The organism is uncultured Vagococcus sp. (genome assembly GCF_963518325.1).
Taxonomy (GTDB): Bacteria; Bacillota; Bacilli; order Lactobacillales; family Vagococcaceae; genus Vagococcus_D.
Genome location: NZ_CAUQJB010000032.1, coordinates 19,701 through 35,477, shown reverse-complemented (window position 1 = coordinate 35,477; position 15,777 = coordinate 19,701). Strand labels below are relative to the sequence as shown.

Genomic DNA, 15,777 nt, shown 5'->3' with positions numbered 1-15,777 from the left:
ATAGTATTTGACGAAGAAATTAGTCTACTTTACGATTGCGGTTATGTATGGCGTGTTAGTTATACTTCCCTATAATATGCAAGCTGCTAACAAAGAAGGAAGCGCAGGTAATGACGCCACTGTTGAATTTTATCTAGAAACGCTTGATAAGCCAGCGCCTGTTCCAGTGCCTCCATCTAAAGCCAAGCCAATTGTTAGGTTACCACAAACTGGTGAACAATCAGCCATGTCACTTAGTTTTATGGGCGTAATGGTCACCTTGAGTGGTGGTTACATGCTATTTCGGAAATGTCAGGAGAGGAGGAACTAAGGTGCATAACAGGATAAAATGGGGCCATATATGTAGTCTTCTCTTATTACCGATAGTAATGGGAGGATCCCGAGTGGATGCAGCCTCTGATGAATCAATTTCGAGTGGCACACTAAAGTATTTAGGTTCAGATTGGGAAACACCACCAATCGATCCGGAAAAACCAAAAAATGAGGTTGAGCCAGGAGGCGAAATAGTTAAAACAGAGGGGCTGTTACGATTAGATTTAGTCCCTCAGTTCATCTTTGGACCACAAGCGGTTTCTACTGAGGATCAGGTTTATTATAGTAATGCTCAGTTATTTAAAGGGGATACCCCAGCGCGGGCAAACTACATTCAATTGTCCGATAATCGTGGTTCGCTAGAGGGATGGCAGTTAACTGTTAGACAAGAAACTCAGTTTATGAATGAACATGCTCAAACTAAAGAATTGTCTGGGGCTGTCTTGTCTTTTGACAAGCAGTGGGGGAACTCAACAACCAATCAGGAATATCAGCCGACGATCGTTAAAGATGCCATAAAAATCAGTGAAATTGGCGCGACGTATCCAATTGCTATAGCCGGTAAAGGCAAGGGCTCAGGCACATGGACAATTGAGTTTGGGTCATCTGGTTCAGTCGAAGGAATTGAGAATACGTTGACACCAGTAATAAATGCTGATGGAAAGCCGGTGACTGATCCGACCGTTGAGGACAAACCGATGTATAAAAACAGCGCTGTTGCTCTTTTTGTTCCCGGCCAAATAGCTAAAGATCCAGTTAAATACTCCACTACTTTAACGTGGACAATAGCGGTATTGTAAACATTCTGTTCGATTCGGGAATAACGTTAAAAGGGCCGGAAACCAAGTAGGTGATCACTTGTTATATGCAAGTTGACATAAAAAAGAAATTATAGGAGGATTTACAAAATGAAATTACAAAAGTTAACAAGCGCGGTATTATTATCAGCATTAGTGTTAGGGTCAGGAGCAACTGCTTTTGCAGCGGCTGATACGACAACAGGAAAAGGAACAATCAAATATGTGGAAAGTACGGAGCCAGTTGGCCCGACAGATCCAGAAAAACCAGGAGAGATTGTAAAGCCTAAGGATGAAGAAGAAATTGTTGAAAATAAAGACAAAGGTACCTTACAAGTTAACTTAGTTTCTAATTTGAAATTTGGTGAAGTAGATTTGACAACAGGTGCGGGGAAATATTTTGCTTTACCGACTAATTTAGTTGATGCTGACGGCCAGCCTATTGAGCGCGGAAATTATGTGCAAGTATCTGATATTCGTGGTGATGGTGCGTTTAAGGGCTGGGAATTGAAAGCAGCTGTAACAAAACCATTTACTCAAGCGACTTCAGGTAATATATTAAAAGGGGCTGAAATCACCTTTATGAATCCACATGTTGATTCTACACAGCCAGAAGATTTACAACCAGTAGCTAAATCTACCTTTACATTAAAAACAGATGGAACTCCCAATACTGAAACTGCTCTAAACGCTAGTTCAGGAACTGGTTGGGGAACGCATACGGTAGAATTTGGACGCCCTGCTAATATTGGTAAGAACCCTATTGCGGTTCCTACTATGGGAGAGTCGGTTCAACTAGATGTTCCTGCTAATACACCACTTAGTCTGACAGAAGCTTATGTGGCAGAGATTACTTGGACAATCGCTTCATTATAAAAAGGTTAGTGAATCAGAAATAGTTAAGGCATTCTAATACGAATGAATCATGTAGAAAAGCACTAAAATGTTAATTTTAGTGCTTTTCCTATAAATAAAGGAGAGTTTAATGGATTTAAAGAGGCGAAAATCCCTGATTCTATTGATACTGTTACTTGTTTCAATTGTTTTATCACCGACAGTGTTTGCGGTAGATGAGAGTAGCATCGTCAATGAAGTCGGTTATATTTATGAGATACAATTTCCAGAAAATCAAATAGAAGAGAGCGGAGCTCTTAAATTGAAGATGACTTCTGGGCAAACCCAGACAATTCCGGTAAAAATTAGAAATTTAGGATCAGAAGAATTAGTTTTAGAACTAAGTTTAAATGGCGCTAGAACCAATGGGGGAGGGGGACTCGAATATGGACCAAGTAAGTTTAATAAGGACAGTAGCATGAAGTTTGATTTACCTGATCTAGCTAAAATTCCAGAAGAAATCACGGTTGCAGCCAAGGATGAAGGTTTTTTTGACATTAAAATTGAAATGCCAGAGATACCATTTGATGGCATTGTAACTGGTGGTGTTCAGCTACAATCGAAAAATCAACCTGGTGCAGAGGGAGAAACAACCACCATCGTCAATAAAATTGCTTATTTATTTGGTATGACGCTTCAAATGACAGAGAAGGCATTAGAGCCAAAACTAGAACTGAAAAAAGTCTATCCTGAACTTGAGAATTATCGAAATGCCATTTTTTTGGATGTGTCGAATTTACAAGCCATGAAAATCGATGGGCTAACGTTGGATGTTGAAATAATGAAACAAGGTAGTAAAGATGTATCGTATAGCAGTAAAAAGAATAATATGGAAATGGCACCCAATACCTTAATGTCGTATCCTGTCGGTTTAGGTGGCGCACCTATGGAGGCTGGAAACTATACAGCTCATGTGTTGGCATCTGCTCAAGGGGGGGAATGGGAGTGGGACAAGGACTTTACCATTACGAAAGAGCAGGCTGATCAATTCAATCAAGAGGATGTCAATCTCGTACAAGAAAAGGGGATAGAGTGGAAATGGATTGCGTTAATAGTTGGTGTTGGAATTGTCACTGTGGGTGTCGGCGCTGGTATAAAGGGGTTAATTAAGAAAGAACGAGCAGCTAATAAGAAAAAGAGTAAAAATAAAAAAAGATAATATGCTTAACTTTACAAAAAGGGAAGATGTAAATGGAAATATTGGATATGGTTATGTTGACAGGTCTATCTTTAGGGATTTTATTTTTTTTCTTAATACTGGTGACAATCGTTTCTCGAGTGTTCACAGGTAAAAAAATGAAAGAAGCGGAGAGACTTAAACCAAAAAGAAGAACCCGTATTAGGAAATGGCGACGGGATCTACAAAGATTAGCTGAATTAAAAAGCAAACAAGGAAAACGGCTAATTTTCTTGATTGTATTAATGGTCATTTCGGTTAGTATGGCGGGCTATTCTAAGTTCTATCAGTTAACAAATATGACAGCGGGAGACTCTGAGACGATTGTCACAGGCTACTATTTGCTAGATAAAGCAGCAGAACAAATAAATGAACGACTAGCTGGAAAGATAGATGGAATAAAATTAAATGAAAATATCCATAATCTATCAATTAGGATGGCAAGTTATGCTGCTAAGAGGGCTAATAATTCAGCCTCAACAGAGGGGCAACAACAATTGAATCGATATTATGCTCAGGTTGGTCAATTGGGAGTTAACCTAGCTTCAGAACAATTTTTGGATGATGAGTCCGGCGTGGAATCATTGTCAAATTTTCTTGAAGACATTGACAATGCTCAAAAAACTCAGAAACAAGTGCTCAATTTTTATAAAGTAGATGAAACGTCATTAAAAGAGAAAAAGTAAACAAGATGAGTTTGGTGAAATAAATGAAGCAGAGGAACAGGCAGATAAAAACTAGTGGCCGTCATGATTATCAGGATAACTCTAATGATAAAGGGCTAATACCAGTTAACAAAAGGCGAAAGAGGCACAGTTCTGCTTATTATAAGAAAAAAAAGTTAAATAGAAAGAGGCTGTTAGGGCGTGAGTTAACATCCTTAGCATTAGCCTTTTTACTAGCTTGTCTAATCATTTTGACAGCCATACAATTGACTTATTCTTTTGGGAAAATGGATGGTTATTCCATGATGCCATTAATTAATCATAAAGATATTGTATTGGCCAGTCGACATACAAACCTCTCCCGCTTTGATTTGGTTTATATAAAGGTACCAGGAAAAGAAAAGACCTATTCAATACGGCGGATTGTGGGGTTGCCAGGAGACACATTAGATTATCGAAATAATGACTTGTTCATTAACAATGAAGGGAGACCCGAAAGATATTTAAACAGTAGGAAAAAGGAACTGGGAGAAGAATTATTAACAGAAAATTTCAGCTTGAAAGAAGTGATTGGGGAATCGAAAGTGCCAAAAGACACCTATTTTGTTCTTGGAGATAATCGGCAAAGTGCGATGGATAGTCGTCACTACGGGGTAGTCAATCAAGAAGATGTCATAGGGAAAGTTGAGATGGGATTATTTCCAAAGTTTACTAACTATTAAATAAGAGGAGTCATATTTGTACAATGAGAAAACTAACTACTAATCAAGCGCTCGTTATGCCGTTCTTGTTGTTGCTACTTTGTTTATTAATGCCAGTTGTAAGTCAAGCTGAAAGTGACAAACCAGAGGAAGGGATAGGTTTTTCCTATAGAAATATGATGCCAGAAAACCAAATTGGAGAGGGCAACTATTTTGATTTATTAGTCAAACCATCTCAAAAACAAACAGTGATAACTGAAGTGACCAATGAAACTGATGATGAGTTAAAGCTGAATGTTCACGTGTCAGACGCTAAAACTGGGGAAACTGGAATCATTGAATACAGTCCAAGTTCTTTGAAAAATACAAATGGTCTTAAAGTTAAACTGACAGATATTGCACAAGCGCCAAAAGAAGTGAGACTAAAAAAGGGAGAAACCAAGCAAATTGAAATAGACCTAACCATACCTAAAAAAGAGTTTGAAGGTGTGATTTTAGGTGGAATTGAATTACAAAAGGTTTCCAAAGAAGAAAAAACGAAAGACAAGGTAATGATCAGAAATGAGTATACATACGTCTACTCTGTTTCATTGAGAGAATCGTTAGAGTCTGAGAGCAGTATTAAAGGATCTATGAGTCCAAATAACAGTATATTTGTGACTAAAGGAGGAAAAAATATGGCTAAAGCTAGCTTCAATAATGATACGCCAACAATAGTCAGAGAGATGGTAGTAGAAAGTTATGTAACAGCAAGTGACTCAGATAGAGTATTGGCTGAAAGTAAGTTAGAGCAAATGAGGATGGCTCCCTATTCTCAAATTGATTTTCCAATAATGATGGATAAACCAAAAGTTGGGTCATATATGACTCATACGAAGGTTACGGTTGGTCAATTAAGTTGGGAGTGGCAAGAGCCCTTTGAGGTAACGGAAAATAATCTTAAAGAGAGCAAAACATATGCAGAAGCTATCATAAAGAATGAAGTTAGTATAGGGCTATTATTAACTATTATTGTGGTGTTGATTATGGGGACGTTCATACTGTACATGGTCATCCGTCGTCTGATTAACTAATTAATGGCCAGATTAGGCTGGCCGTTTGCTGAGAAATTTGCTTGAGAGGTTAATGGCAAGTATAGTAAAAAGACTTGTGAAGTAATGTCCTATTGGTTATTTATAAAGCCTATTATTAAATTAATTAGACTTTGAAAGATTTTGGATGGCTGACACAACTGAGCAATGTTCTTGACTACTTGTCCGTTAGCTATTATTCTTATGTCTTTACCAATATTGAGGAGACGAAGCAAGTGAATGACCGAGAATTAAGAGAAGTATATGATGATTTTTTTGAATTTTGTTCGTTAAAGGGCGTTTAATGAATTTCAGGAGAAACAATGAGCATATGATGGGTTATAATTTTTTGCATCCTCCTTGATAGCTATCAGCTTAAACTAATCAATAGTATTATCTAGAACTATATCTGAAGAATAGCGGAACTAATTTAATCAATGGATCTATTAAATAAGATCATGTTACGTTTTTTTCGCTGTCACATGCTCTTAACGAGGGCCTTCACCGAAAATTATTGACTGATAAAAAGACATTAAGGTTTATCACGGTAGGTAGTTAAACTTTTATGATAGTAGACAGATAAGTGTATCGAAGTAAACGTAGCAAGTGACAACGAATAATGTCAGGCTCTTAACAAGGTTGCGGAGCCATTCACTCATAAATTAAGGTGTGTTGAAAATAGTTCGAGACAAATTAAGTTAAAAGAAAAGATGTAAAATTATTAAGGAGAAAATTATGGCTATATATGGTTATGCCCGTATTAGTACAACTCATCAAAAATTTGATTCCCAAGCGGAAGCACTAAAAGCATATGGCGTAGATTATATTTTTACAGAAAGAGAAAGTGGCTTAAAGGAATCGCGACCTGTACTTGCAAATCTACTAGAGACCCTTCAGCCTGGAGATACGCTAGTGATATATAAGTTAGATCGGTTAGCTCGTGGAACGCAACATCTGCTTAAATTGATAGATATTTTTTCTAACCGTGACATCAAATTCGTCAGTCTTGAGAACCATATCGATACGTCAACTCCAACAGGTCGTTTACTATTTACCATAATGGGAGCTTTTGCTGAAATGGAAACGACATTAATACGGGAACGTGTATTGGCGGGTCTTGATGCTGCGCGTAAAAACGGTGTTAAGTTAGGTCGTCCTAGTCCGATTAAGAAAATTGATCGTGCTATTGAACTTTATATTAATAGCAATTTATCCGTGTCAGAAATTATTTCAGAATGTCAGATTTCAGGAACAACTCTTTACAAGTACTTACACCAGCGAAATATCCCACTGCGTGGATGCGGCTAAAGCAACATGAGGGATATATGTACAGGTGTTAAGATTAGGTCACAGTGGAGATATAAGAAGAGTAACCACTTAACACAGTAAATTAGTTTTTTTAAAATCAGTCATTGGATAAGAGGTAATTCTGAATGTGGGTTTAGAAGCTAGAGCTTATGCCCAGGGATAAATGTCGTATTTATTTCACCTCAAATGTATTAATTCGAACATTATGTTAATTGTTGTCATGTAAGTGGAACGACGGTTAAATTAGAGAGAGAATCTGACATAATTGTCACCTTTTATTAGGCTATTATTGGTATAATAAAGAGAAGATAATAAGATGAGGTGATAATTTATGAGTCTTTTTGATAAAGTGAGTGAGCATCAACAAAAGAAAAACCTGGCACATCGTACAAAATTACGAAAGAAAAACGATGAATTAAGAGCCAAAGGAATTGAGCCGGTCAAAAAAGGGTGGGGCACTATGGTGAACACTGGTTTTGGGGGGATTAATAAAGCGAATCCAATCGACGTTGTTAGTGACAGAGCTCAGCAGCAAAAAAATAGTGTGGAAAAAAATTAACTAAATAACTAACAGCTCCAAAGGAAGGAAATTTCTTTGGGCTGTTTAGCTATCGGTTAAAGGGACCTATAATCCAATCATAATTATTTAGTTGCAACAATTTTAAAAAGGCGTAAAATCGATAATAAAGGTGGGATAAAGATGATCGAACTGGTTAATTTGAGTAAAAATTATGGTAGTAAAGAAGCACTTAAGTCATTAAATCTGACCATTAAACAAGGGGAAATCTTTGGACTTTTGGGACATAATGGGGCTGGCAAATCAACAACGATTAAAAGTCTGGTAAGTATCTTAGAGCCTTCCAGTGGGACCATCAGAGTTGATGGCCTTGATTTAAAGGAACACTCTTTGGAGATTAAGCAAAAAATAGCCTATGTCCCAGATACGCCAGATATCTTTTTACAACTTACAGCAGGCGAGTATTGGGATTTAATAGGGGCTTCCTATGAACTGGAAGCAGGAGCTAAAGACAGTCGTTTAAATGAATTAGCCACACTCTTTGACATGGGAACTCACAAAGATGAAACCATTGCTAGTTTTTCTCACGGCATGCGTCAAAAAACACTGATCATCGGTGCGCTGTTGCCAGATCCAGATATTTGGATTTTGGATGAACCTTTGCAAGGTCTAGACCCTCAGGCTGCTTTTGATTTAAAGGAATTGATGAGTGCCCATGCTAAGAAGGGGAAAACAGTGATTTTTTCCACGCATGTTTTAGATACTGCTCAACAGTTGTGTGACAATTTAGCAATATTAAAGCAAGGGGAATTAATTTACAATGGCTCTGTGGCAGATTTATTAGCCGAATCACCCAATGAATCATTGGAAACCATTTATTTGAGAATGGCTGGTCGCCAATCAGGGCAGCAGATTGACAGCCAAGGTGATGCTCATGAATAAGAACCGACTCTCGGAGTTGATCAAGGTCAACTTGCGATATGCGAATCCTCAACAGACGATTCAGGCTCGTAAAAAGGGCAAAACGGGGAAAGGGCTAACTCGTTCGTTATTGATGCAGTATGTCTTTTCCATGGTTCTATTTTTGGTGATTTACGGTCTGTCGATGGTCGCCTTGGATTTCAGTAAGTTACCTGGGTATTTTACCTATTATGTGGCTTTATTTAGTATTTTAGCTTTTTCTCAAGGGATTACTGTGATTTACAATGTTTTTTTTGAAAGCCAAGATTTACAGGCCTATTTGCCTTTGCCGATACGTCAAAGTGAAATATTTGCTGCTAAAATCTTAGTGGTGACGTTAACGGTTATGCCCTTTGTCTTTCCGCTGTTAGTGGTGTTTTTACTGACAGGTCTGCGTTCTGGTCTTTTTTTACCATTAACACTGTTATTATCGATTGTGCTTTTTGTCGTCATGTTAGGGATTATCTTCAGTGTCTGTTGCTTGATTGTTTTTGGCTTAACTAGAACGGCCTTTTTTAAATCTCATAAAAAAGTTGTGACCAGTGGGCTACTGGTTATTTCGATGTTGCTGGCAGTTGGCGGGATTCTTTATATGAATGGTCAGAATATTAGTGCTGATACGGCGACGATGGATCGTGGTGTCATCGCACTTTTCTTGCCAATTTATCAGATCGCTAGTCAGCCCTTTGCTCTAAATGGCTTCATAAGTTTGGCTGGACTAGTAGCAGTACTCCTGGTGAGTCTTGGGGCGATTAAGCTCTTCATCTTGCCTAAACTTTATGAGCAGTTAACGGCTGCTTCAACGGCCAAAGGTAGTGGCAAACGTTCCTATAAAGGTCATCAAAATTTAAACCAATTGTTATTGAGTTACAATAAGCAGTTAGTCAAAGAACCGAATTTAATCATGCAGGTAGTATCCAACTCAATCTTAATGCCAACCATTTTTATTGTGAGCTTTGCCGTTAGTGGGGCCTTGAATTTAAGTCAGATTGATTATCGGATGACGGGAGTGGTCTTTGTGGCAGGGATGACTTTGACGGTTATGATGGTTAATCAAACATCTTTTATCAGTAATTTGATTTCTCTTGATCAGGAAAACTTTCAATTTGTCAAAAGCCTGCCGTTGTCTCTGAAAGTCTATTTGAAGCAAAAGTTTTTAGTTGGGGTCGCGATTCAAATCAGTTTAAGTAGTTTGGTGGCCTTGCTTGGTGGTGTGGTTACTAAACTTCCTTGGCCATTTATTGTTGCTTTATTAGCTGGCGCTGTCTTAGGCACATTTTTATTGAGTTTGTTTTATTTCGCCAGGGATTACCGATTATTATTGTTGGATTGGACCAACTTGGATCAGTTATTTTCTCGTGGTTCCGGCAAGATAGGATTAGTTTTGACGATGATGGCATCGATATTGGTCAGTGTAATCCTATTGGTACTATATGGAGTTGCATCGTTGTACTTGCCATTTTGGCCTGTGACATTGGTTGTCGCGGTTCTGATTATCGTAGGGACTTATGGCTGGATGACTCATTTTCGGAAGTCGTTTTGGATGAAGTTTAATTAAAGGAGGAGAGACCTTATGACTAAGAAGGCAAAAATAGCTTACGCATTAATGACATTGTTGGTTTTGGGACTATTGATAAAAGACCTGATTATTAGTGTAACAAGTACAGGCAGACACGGTAACGGACTGCTGACGCCTTTATTTTTATTTTGGGGAATTGTCACTCTGTATGTAATAGTCAATAAAAATGACTATTATCGTGTAAATATATATACCTATGGGGTAATATCTATGTCAATGTTTCTTATGAGAGGTGGTTCTCTAACTAACAGTTTAACTGACATGTCTGCCATTATGGCAGTTGTTATGCTAGTTGCAAGCATCAACGAATTAATTCATTTTAAGTTGGTAGATAATCGCAAAAACCAAAAAGAAGCAGCTCATAATTAAATGAGCTGCCTTTTTCGTTTTTGAACAATTAATTTCGACATGGGTTGCGTGGATATTAAGTCAATGAGGGACTTTAAACATCACTCAGACTTCATTCAGTTTCAAAGTAAGAGCTACTTTTTACCGACTGTCTTGAGATCGGTGGGCTTGACATTTCTAAGGAGTGTCAATAAAAGGACAAGACCGGCCGTTAATTGTAAGAGAGCCTTATTTTGCTAAATTGGCAAAACACCCCTTATGTTAGTGGGTTTACTTTCGACTTTGTTCAAAAGAATGGTTATAATAAGTAACAGCTTAGTTGCATGGAAGGGGATAAAAATGAAAACTGTCATTGAATTACTACCACTTAAAGGGGCATTAATCGGCGATCAGCCAGTTAATTTTGGTGATAACAAAGCAAGTGTTTTAGCGGTCTTTAAGGGATCTAAAGAGGATGAAAGTGAGACTTTATACTTAGATGATTACGAGTTATCGATTTCATTTGAAGATGATAAAGTCTCGTTTATTGAGTGTTTATACGGATCAAAATCTGAAAGAACAATCCCCACAATAAAGGGCTGTCCTGTTTTTCAAAGGCCTGCCGAAGAGGTCTTGGTGTTGTTAGCCGAGCTTAATCAGTCAGAGGGAGAATTCGATGAAGAAACAGGTTATGGTTTTTTAGCAATTAGTGTAGGCTGTTATCGTCCGTCTACCCCAGAGGATATACAAGAAGAGATTGAGTTAATGAAAAAAGACGGCAGTTACGAAGATAATCAGGATTGGCTGGCAGAAGATTTAAGTCTCTCTCGTTATTTTCAGACTGTTGGAATTGGCAGAGAAGGGTATTATCAAGAGTTAATATAAGGGGAAGAGGTGCAGATGATGAAACAGATAATTGGCATTCATGCCCATGATAGTAATATTTCCTATATGGAGGCTCTTTTTAATGAGGATGATAATGTTAAAAAGCACCTGATTATTAAACCTCAGATGGATTTAGAGGACCAGAGAAAAAAACTCATGGCGTTGATTAAGAAGGAACTCAAGTCGGATGTGGTGGGGTTCATGATTACTTGTACGGTATATGCCAGTTTGATTGAGGAATCTGACATCGATGGTGTGCCTATTTGGAAAATTGAAGATCCAATTATTGAAGCAATCATTCAGGATGATCATCAAAAATTTTTGTTCTTTTCTAATCCTGATACAGTTCCTTTAACGATGGCTAAAGTTAAAGCGGGTTATCAGAAAAAGGGAAAAGAGTCTGATTATCAAGTGAGGCTAATTCCTGATAGCTTTCCGTTGATTATGTCAGGGCAACAGGCTGCTTACGAAGAGGCGATTAAAGAGGCAATTGCCCCCTATTTACAAGAAAAGGGCTCTGTTTATTTGATGCAATTGTCAATGTCTCTGCTGGATGGAACTGATAATGTCAAGACGGTTTATGGGGCTGCTAGGGAGTCATGTAACGTTAAAGGTGAAACCTTTGCAAGATCCTTGAAAATAACATAACATGTAGCTAGATAAGTGAACCATCTGTTATCACGTGTCTTAGATTGAAAGGCCAGTTAATCAATTGAGGGGGATTTGTATGATTCAAGGGTATTATACAAAGGCGTCACGTATCAAGAAATGTGAGGAACAAGAAGAGGCACAGTGGCTTCATTTGTTTAGTCCGTCTAAAGAAGAGATTTTGGAAGTGTCTCGAACTTATGGGTTTCCAAAGGATTATTTAACTAATGTGTTGGATTCGGATGAAATCGCCAGATATGAGTTTAAGAGCGATTCATCAGCGGCGTTAGTGACATTGCTGTATCCGTTTAAAATCCGAAACAAGATGGGCATGACAGGGTATGATGCTCAACCGTTTTCGATTGTATTAACAGATAAGTTGATTATTACGGCTTCGGCTAGTTTGCCTAGTTTTTTTGACGACCTTTTAACGAATGACTATGTTGAAAATTTAGCTGATCAGGAGAGTTTTGTCTTAGAAGTGGCTTGGTTGATTTCTTACACCTATATTCTTTATTTGAAAGAAATTAGTCAGGGAATCAAAGCCTTGGAAGAAGAAAGTGTTATTTCCAATAAAAACAGGCAATTGTATCGTCTTTTGACCCTGAAAAAAAGTCTGGTCTTTATTGATGCAGCGACTAAAAGTAATCAGCCTGTCTTTCAGGGGATTAAGTCAACTGATGTATTTAGCAAGGGAGGGAAGGCCAAAAAGTTGCTACTTAACATGGATAACGAGAATCGACAGGCAGAGATGATGATTCAGCAATACCATCAGTTGTTGGAACAGATTGGTGATTTATTTTCTTCGATTATTTCCAATCGTTTAAATAATTTGATGAAGGTGTTAACATCTGTCTCAATTATTCTCACCGTGCCAGCAATCATTGGGGCTTTATGGGGGATGAATGTCAGGCTACCCTTTGAAAAAACCCCCTTTGCCTTCTGGATATTAGTAGGTATAACAGTAGCTATTTCAACGGCCGTCGGAATGATTCTAAAGAAAAAAGATTATTTCTAAGTGATGATTGGAGGTGGTGAGATGGATCGATACAGTCAGGATGACTTACTGGAGGCTAAACGGGCGATTGATTCTTTAATTGGCAAAAGTCAAAAAGCTCATAGTAGCCTTCTTAGCAAAGACCCTCAACGATATAAGGGGCAGTTAACCTTGCTGAGCAATAGAATCAAGGCCTTGGAAATTGGGGTAGAATTAATTGTGAGAGAGCTTAATCAAACCTAAGTATCTGATTCTTAGGAGCCAGGAAGGGAGGAATGACAGTGAAAAAACCAAAAATTTTTACCATGTCTTTTGCGAGTGTTTATCCATTATACATTCAAAAGGTGGAGAAAAAGGGCCGAACTAAAGATGAAGTGGATGAGGTCATTTATTGGCTGACGGGCTATGACCAGACCAGTTTGCAGCAACAAATCGACAATCGGGTTGATTTTGAGGTGTTTTTTAAAGAAGCACCACAAATAAACCCGAACGTAACGATGATCAAAGGGCTTATTTGTGGGTATCGAGTGGAAGAGATAGAAGACGAGTTGATGCAAAAAATTCGTTACATGGACAAATTGGTTGATGAATTAGCCAAAGGAAAGTCCATGGAAAAAATCTTACGGAAATAAATCTTCCAAGGTTATACTAGTGACTTAGAGAGTCGTCTCTAAGTTTTTTTGTTGTAAGATTGTGAATTGGGATAAGCATTGAAAAGAAAAATAACCTGCTCAGCCTGTTTTTATAATCCTGGAATCGGTTCAATTAAGAGAGGGGTTGTGTGTTTATAGTAAGTGACCTTCTTTTTTATCAGGTCAGTTTGCCAATGGGTAATCCCTGCTTCGCCTGCTAGTTGGCAAAAGATGTCAAAATCAATTTGTCCAGCTTGCGCTTTTTGGACCGCTTCTTTTAGTTTAGTTGGATTGCCTTGGGGAGAGACCGATTTAGAAACAGCATTCATCTGTAAGTCAAGATGGTGATCATCATCGTAATAACGGTAAAGTCCTTGGGCTATCAGATAGTCATATTTTTTCACACCTAATTGTAAAAAAGTTTTCATTAAATCGGCAAAACCACCGGCATTTTGTTCATTGTTAACGGCTTGTTCTATTTCTTTGATGTTTAGCATGGGAAACCCTTCTTTCAGCGTTATTAGTTAAGGATACCTTAATTATAGCCTATAGCCAATTAATACGTTGAGTGTGTGGCGTAGATTTTTTTCTTTTTAATTCATTTGCTAGGCTTCCTATGATAAAATTAAACTACGATTAATAGTGACGGTCGCTTATATAAAGTGGGCCGACTCAATGATTAAACCAATCTATTTAGCATAAGGAGCTTAAGATGAAAGAATCTGTTGCAAATGATTTTAGTAAATACCAGCATTCGATTGAACAATTATATAAGCAACGCTCGGTAAAGCGTTTAGGGATTGATGGCATTTTAGTGTGTTTATTGCTGATCAGTCTGGGGGTGGTCCCCATGTTTTTAAAGGTGTTGTTGTTTGTCTTATTAGCCCCGTTGATTATTATTGACACCTATCGAAATGTTCTGGTTGCCAGAAACTGCCAAGGATTTATTGATGACTTAAAAATAGCTTGGCAAGGTAAAATTGAGGGGGCTGACTGGGCAGATCCTGAGACGATTGTTTATGAAGATGACAATAATTATTTTGTTAAAGATGAGGAGCAGTGGGGAATTTCTAAAAAAGGCTCACGAACGTTACCTTCTGAGATTCGCGGTCTTTCGTTGATAATTGGCGAAAATAATAATCTTTTCTCTAAGGAACAGCCCATCTTTGTCGTGTATTGTGATACTACGGAGATTAAACATATTGACTTAAATAAGAAGAACGAAGCCATTCTAAAAAATATGCAGTGGACACGGGTTAAGAATAAAGTTTTGCGTCCTTTGGGAGTTGGGATTATTGTGATTGTAGTCCTATTGTATTTCTTGAGAATTATTTAGAAAGAGCTGTTTTTCTTTTGCTACTCTGAGCCTGGCTGCCACATATGTTATACTAGGGATGACAATTCGAGAATGAGGTGGCATATGAATGAACTGAATTTTGCTAACAGATTGACTCAGTCCTACAATCAATTATCCAAAACGGAAGCTCGTTTAGGCGATTATATTATTTCTCATATGGAAGCTATTAGCCAGTTGACTATCCAAGAGCTTGCTAAAAATGCTGACGTATCAAACGCGACGGTCACCCGTTTTTGCAAGAAGCTGAGTTACGTTAGTTTTGCTGAGCTGAAGTCCTATTTAGGGCGAGAAATGACACAAGAACCGACAGATAAATCGGGTGTGATTGAAGTGGTCGGCTCTTTTTATGACACGATGGTTGCGGCTTCTAAACAATTAGTGGACGACAAGCAGCTCGCCAGTTTAGTGGCAGCCATAAAAACAGCCAATAAGATTACCCTTTGTGGGATTGGTAGTTCGGGTCTAACGGCTAATGAATTTAAGTATCAATTGATGCGGATGGGGCTAACGGTAGATTGTGTGACTGACCCACATATGATGTTGATGGGGGCAAAATTATTAGGCCCAGATGATTTATTGATTTGTTTGTCTAATTCAGGGGAAACACAAGCCTTAATTAAAGCCTGCCATATTGCCATGGAGAATCAGGTGACAATCAGTACTCTAACTAATTTTAAAGACAGCACGTTGACAAAGTTGGCGGATATTAGTATTTACACATCGAGCGTGAAGTCGATGCACGATGGGCGTTTTATTAACACCCAACTGACCATGTTTTTTGTTTTAGATTGCTTGTTTTATGAATTATTAGGGGATTCTGTCTTATATGGCAAGCGTAGCGATACGTTGGAGTTGATTTTAAAAGAAGAAAGCGAACCAAAATGAAAAAGCTGATTTCAGCTTTTTTTTTTGATTGAAAAAAGAAGGTCATTCGGTGAATGCCTTCTTTAT

20 protein-coding genes are annotated in these 15,777 nt (G+C 38.0%); 19 read left to right on the top strand and 1 reads right to left on the bottom strand.

The genetic code is table 11. The annotated features are described in order from the left end of the window. The first annotated feature begins 7 nt into the window (after window positions 1-7). The 17 genes from RWN13_RS19275 (at window position 8) to RWN13_RS19195 (ending at window position 13,469) form a co-directional block, all read left to right on the top strand. The gene (locus RWN13_RS19275) at window positions 8-310 is read left to right on the top strand and encodes an LPXTG cell wall anchor domain-containing protein (protein WP_314067041.1); all 303 of its coding nucleotides are present in this window, start codon (window positions 8-10) and stop codon (window positions 308-310) included. A 73-nt stretch (window positions 311-383) separates the two neighbouring features. Next, window positions 384-1,112 (top strand): WxL domain-containing protein, encoded by a 729-nt coding sequence (locus tag RWN13_RS19270; RefSeq protein WP_314067039.1) that lies wholly within the window; start codon window positions 384-386, stop codon window positions 1,110-1,112. Window positions 1,113-1,220: 108 nt separating this feature from the next. Next, window positions 1,221-1,985 (top strand): WxL domain-containing protein, encoded by a 765-nt coding sequence (locus RWN13_RS19265; protein WP_314067037.1) that lies wholly within the window; start codon window positions 1,221-1,223, stop codon window positions 1,983-1,985. 109 nt (window positions 1,986-2,094) lie between these two features. Beyond that, on the top strand, window positions 2,095-3,162 hold the full coding sequence (locus RWN13_RS19260) for a DUF916 and DUF3324 domain-containing protein (protein WP_314067034.1): 1,068 nt from the start codon (window positions 2,095-2,097) through the stop codon (window positions 3,160-3,162). Window positions 3,163-3,194: 32 nt separating this feature from the next. Further along, window positions 3,195-3,866, top strand: coding sequence for a hypothetical protein (locus RWN13_RS19255; protein ID WP_314067031.1), 672 nt, complete (start codon window positions 3,195-3,197; stop codon window positions 3,864-3,866). Between the two features lie 23 nt (window positions 3,867-3,889). Further along, entirely contained in the window at window positions 3,890-4,567 is a 678-nt protein-coding gene (gene lepB, locus RWN13_RS19250) for a signal peptidase I (protein ID WP_314067028.1), read from the top strand. A gap of 23 nt (window positions 4,568-4,590) precedes the next feature. Further along, entirely contained in the window at window positions 4,591-5,619 is a 1,029-nt protein-coding gene (locus RWN13_RS19245) for a WxL protein peptidoglycan domain-containing protein (RefSeq protein WP_314067025.1), read from the top strand. Between the two features lie 732 nt (window positions 5,620-6,351). Beyond that, a complete protein-coding gene (locus RWN13_RS19240; RefSeq protein ID WP_314067021.1) occupies window positions 6,352-6,924 on the top strand; it encodes a recombinase family protein in 573 nt (190 codons plus the stop codon). Between the two features lie 331 nt (window positions 6,925-7,255). Next, window positions 7,256-7,483: a hypothetical protein gene (locus tag RWN13_RS19235; protein WP_314067018.1), complete on the top strand. Its 228-nt coding sequence runs from the start codon at window positions 7,256-7,258 to the stop codon at window positions 7,481-7,483. 141 nt (window positions 7,484-7,624) lie between these two features. Then, window positions 7,625-8,383: an ABC transporter ATP-binding protein gene (locus RWN13_RS19230; RefSeq protein ID WP_314067015.1), complete on the top strand. Its 759-nt coding sequence runs from the start codon at window positions 7,625-7,627 to the stop codon at window positions 8,381-8,383. Then, window positions 8,376-9,959 carry an ABC transporter gene (locus RWN13_RS19225; RefSeq protein WP_314067014.1) on the top strand — a complete coding sequence of 528 codons (1,584 nt, stop codon included), beginning with the start codon at window positions 8,376-8,378 and terminating at the stop codon, window positions 9,957-9,959. The genes RWN13_RS19230 and RWN13_RS19225 overlap by 8 nt, the downstream gene beginning before the upstream one ends. Window positions 9,960-9,974: 15 nt before the next feature. Beyond that, a complete protein-coding gene (locus RWN13_RS19220) occupies window positions 9,975-10,349 on the top strand; it encodes a hypothetical protein (protein WP_314067012.1) in 375 nt (124 codons plus the stop codon). Window positions 10,350-10,667: 318 nt separating this feature from the next. Beyond that, window positions 10,668-11,192: a hypothetical protein gene (locus RWN13_RS19215; RefSeq protein WP_314067009.1), complete on the top strand. Its 525-nt coding sequence runs from the start codon at window positions 10,668-10,670 to the stop codon at window positions 11,190-11,192. A 15-nt stretch (window positions 11,193-11,207) separates the two neighbouring features. Next, entirely contained in the window at window positions 11,208-11,840 is a 633-nt protein-coding gene (locus tag RWN13_RS19210; RefSeq protein ID WP_314067007.1) for a hypothetical protein, read from the top strand. Window positions 11,841-11,919: 79 nt separating this feature from the next. Further along, entirely contained in the window at window positions 11,920-12,858 is a 939-nt protein-coding gene (locus RWN13_RS19205) for a magnesium transporter CorA family protein (protein WP_314067005.1), read from the top strand. Window positions 12,859-12,879: 21 nt separating this feature from the next. Further along, window positions 12,880-13,080: a hypothetical protein gene (locus RWN13_RS19200; protein WP_314067003.1), complete on the top strand. Its 201-nt coding sequence runs from the start codon at window positions 12,880-12,882 to the stop codon at window positions 13,078-13,080. A gap of 38 nt (window positions 13,081-13,118) precedes the next feature. Continuing rightward, on the top strand, window positions 13,119-13,469 hold the full coding sequence (locus tag RWN13_RS19195; RefSeq protein WP_314067001.1) for a DUF2200 domain-containing protein: 351 nt from the start codon (window positions 13,119-13,121) through the stop codon (window positions 13,467-13,469). A 110-nt stretch (window positions 13,470-13,579) separates the two neighbouring features. On the opposite strand, the gene RWN13_RS19190 is transcribed toward RWN13_RS19195, so the two are convergent. Next, on the bottom strand, window positions 13,580-13,966 hold the full coding sequence (locus RWN13_RS19190) for a DUF1398 family protein (protein ID WP_314066999.1): 387 nt from the start codon (window positions 13,964-13,966) through the stop codon (window positions 13,580-13,582). A gap of 215 nt (window positions 13,967-14,181) precedes the next feature. Between RWN13_RS19190 and RWN13_RS19185 the strand changes: the two genes are divergently transcribed. Together RWN13_RS19185 and RWN13_RS19180 are read left to right on the top strand one after the other, a co-directional pair. After that, the gene (locus RWN13_RS19185; RefSeq protein WP_314066997.1) at window positions 14,182-14,805 is read left to right on the top strand and encodes a hypothetical protein; all 624 of its coding nucleotides are present in this window, start codon (window positions 14,182-14,184) and stop codon (window positions 14,803-14,805) included. Between the two features lie 84 nt (window positions 14,806-14,889). After that, window positions 14,890-15,711, top strand: coding sequence for a MurR/RpiR family transcriptional regulator (locus RWN13_RS19180; RefSeq protein WP_314066994.1), 822 nt, complete (start codon window positions 14,890-14,892; stop codon window positions 15,709-15,711). Window positions 15,712-15,777 lie beyond the last annotated feature (66 nt).

Excerpts from the sequence above, each read along its gene's own strand:
- RWN13_RS19225 (WP_314067014.1), top strand. The coding sequence starts at position 8,376 with ATGAATAAGAACCGACTCTCGGAGTTGATCAAGGTCAACTTGCGATAT.
- RWN13_RS19215 (WP_314067009.1), top strand. The coding sequence starts at position 10,668 with ATGAAAACTGTCATTGAATTACTACCACTTAAAGGGGCATTAATCGGC.
- RWN13_RS19220 (WP_314067012.1), top strand. The coding sequence starts at position 9,975 with ATGACTAAGAAGGCAAAAATAGCTTACGCATTAATGACATTGTTGGTT.
- RWN13_RS19190 (WP_314066999.1), bottom strand. The coding sequence starts at position 13,966 with ATGCTAAACATCAAAGAAATAGAACAAGCCGTTAACAATGAACAAAAT.
- RWN13_RS19235 (WP_314067018.1), top strand. The coding sequence starts at position 7,256 with ATGAGTCTTTTTGATAAAGTGAGTGAGCATCAACAAAAGAAAAACCTG.
- RWN13_RS19210 (WP_314067007.1), top strand. The coding sequence starts at position 11,208 with ATGATGAAACAGATAATTGGCATTCATGCCCATGATAGTAATATTTCC.
- RWN13_RS19185 (WP_314066997.1), top strand. The coding sequence starts at position 14,182 with ATGAAAGAATCTGTTGCAAATGATTTTAGTAAATACCAGCATTCGATT.
- RWN13_RS19245 (WP_314067025.1), top strand. The coding sequence starts at position 4,591 with ATGAGAAAACTAACTACTAATCAAGCGCTCGTTATGCCGTTCTTGTTG.
- RWN13_RS19255 (WP_314067031.1), top strand. The coding sequence starts at position 3,195 with ATGGAAATATTGGATATGGTTATGTTGACAGGTCTATCTTTAGGGATT.
- RWN13_RS19265 (WP_314067037.1), top strand. The coding sequence starts at position 1,221 with ATGAAATTACAAAAGTTAACAAGCGCGGTATTATTATCAGCATTAGTG.
- lepB (WP_314067028.1), top strand. The coding sequence starts at position 3,890 with ATGAAGCAGAGGAACAGGCAGATAAAAACTAGTGGCCGTCATGATTAT.
- RWN13_RS19260 (WP_314067034.1), top strand. The coding sequence starts at position 2,095 with ATGGATTTAAAGAGGCGAAAATCCCTGATTCTATTGATACTGTTACTT.
- RWN13_RS19230 (WP_314067015.1), top strand. The coding sequence starts at position 7,625 with ATGATCGAACTGGTTAATTTGAGTAAAAATTATGGTAGTAAAGAAGCA.
- RWN13_RS19200 (WP_314067003.1), top strand. The coding sequence starts at position 12,880 with ATGGATCGATACAGTCAGGATGACTTACTGGAGGCTAAACGGGCGATT.
- RWN13_RS19180 (WP_314066994.1), top strand. The coding sequence starts at position 14,890 with ATGAATGAACTGAATTTTGCTAACAGATTGACTCAGTCCTACAATCAA.
- RWN13_RS19205 (WP_314067005.1), top strand. The coding sequence starts at position 11,920 with ATGATTCAAGGGTATTATACAAAGGCGTCACGTATCAAGAAATGTGAG.
- RWN13_RS19240 (WP_314067021.1), top strand. The coding sequence starts at position 6,352 with ATGGCTATATATGGTTATGCCCGTATTAGTACAACTCATCAAAAATTT.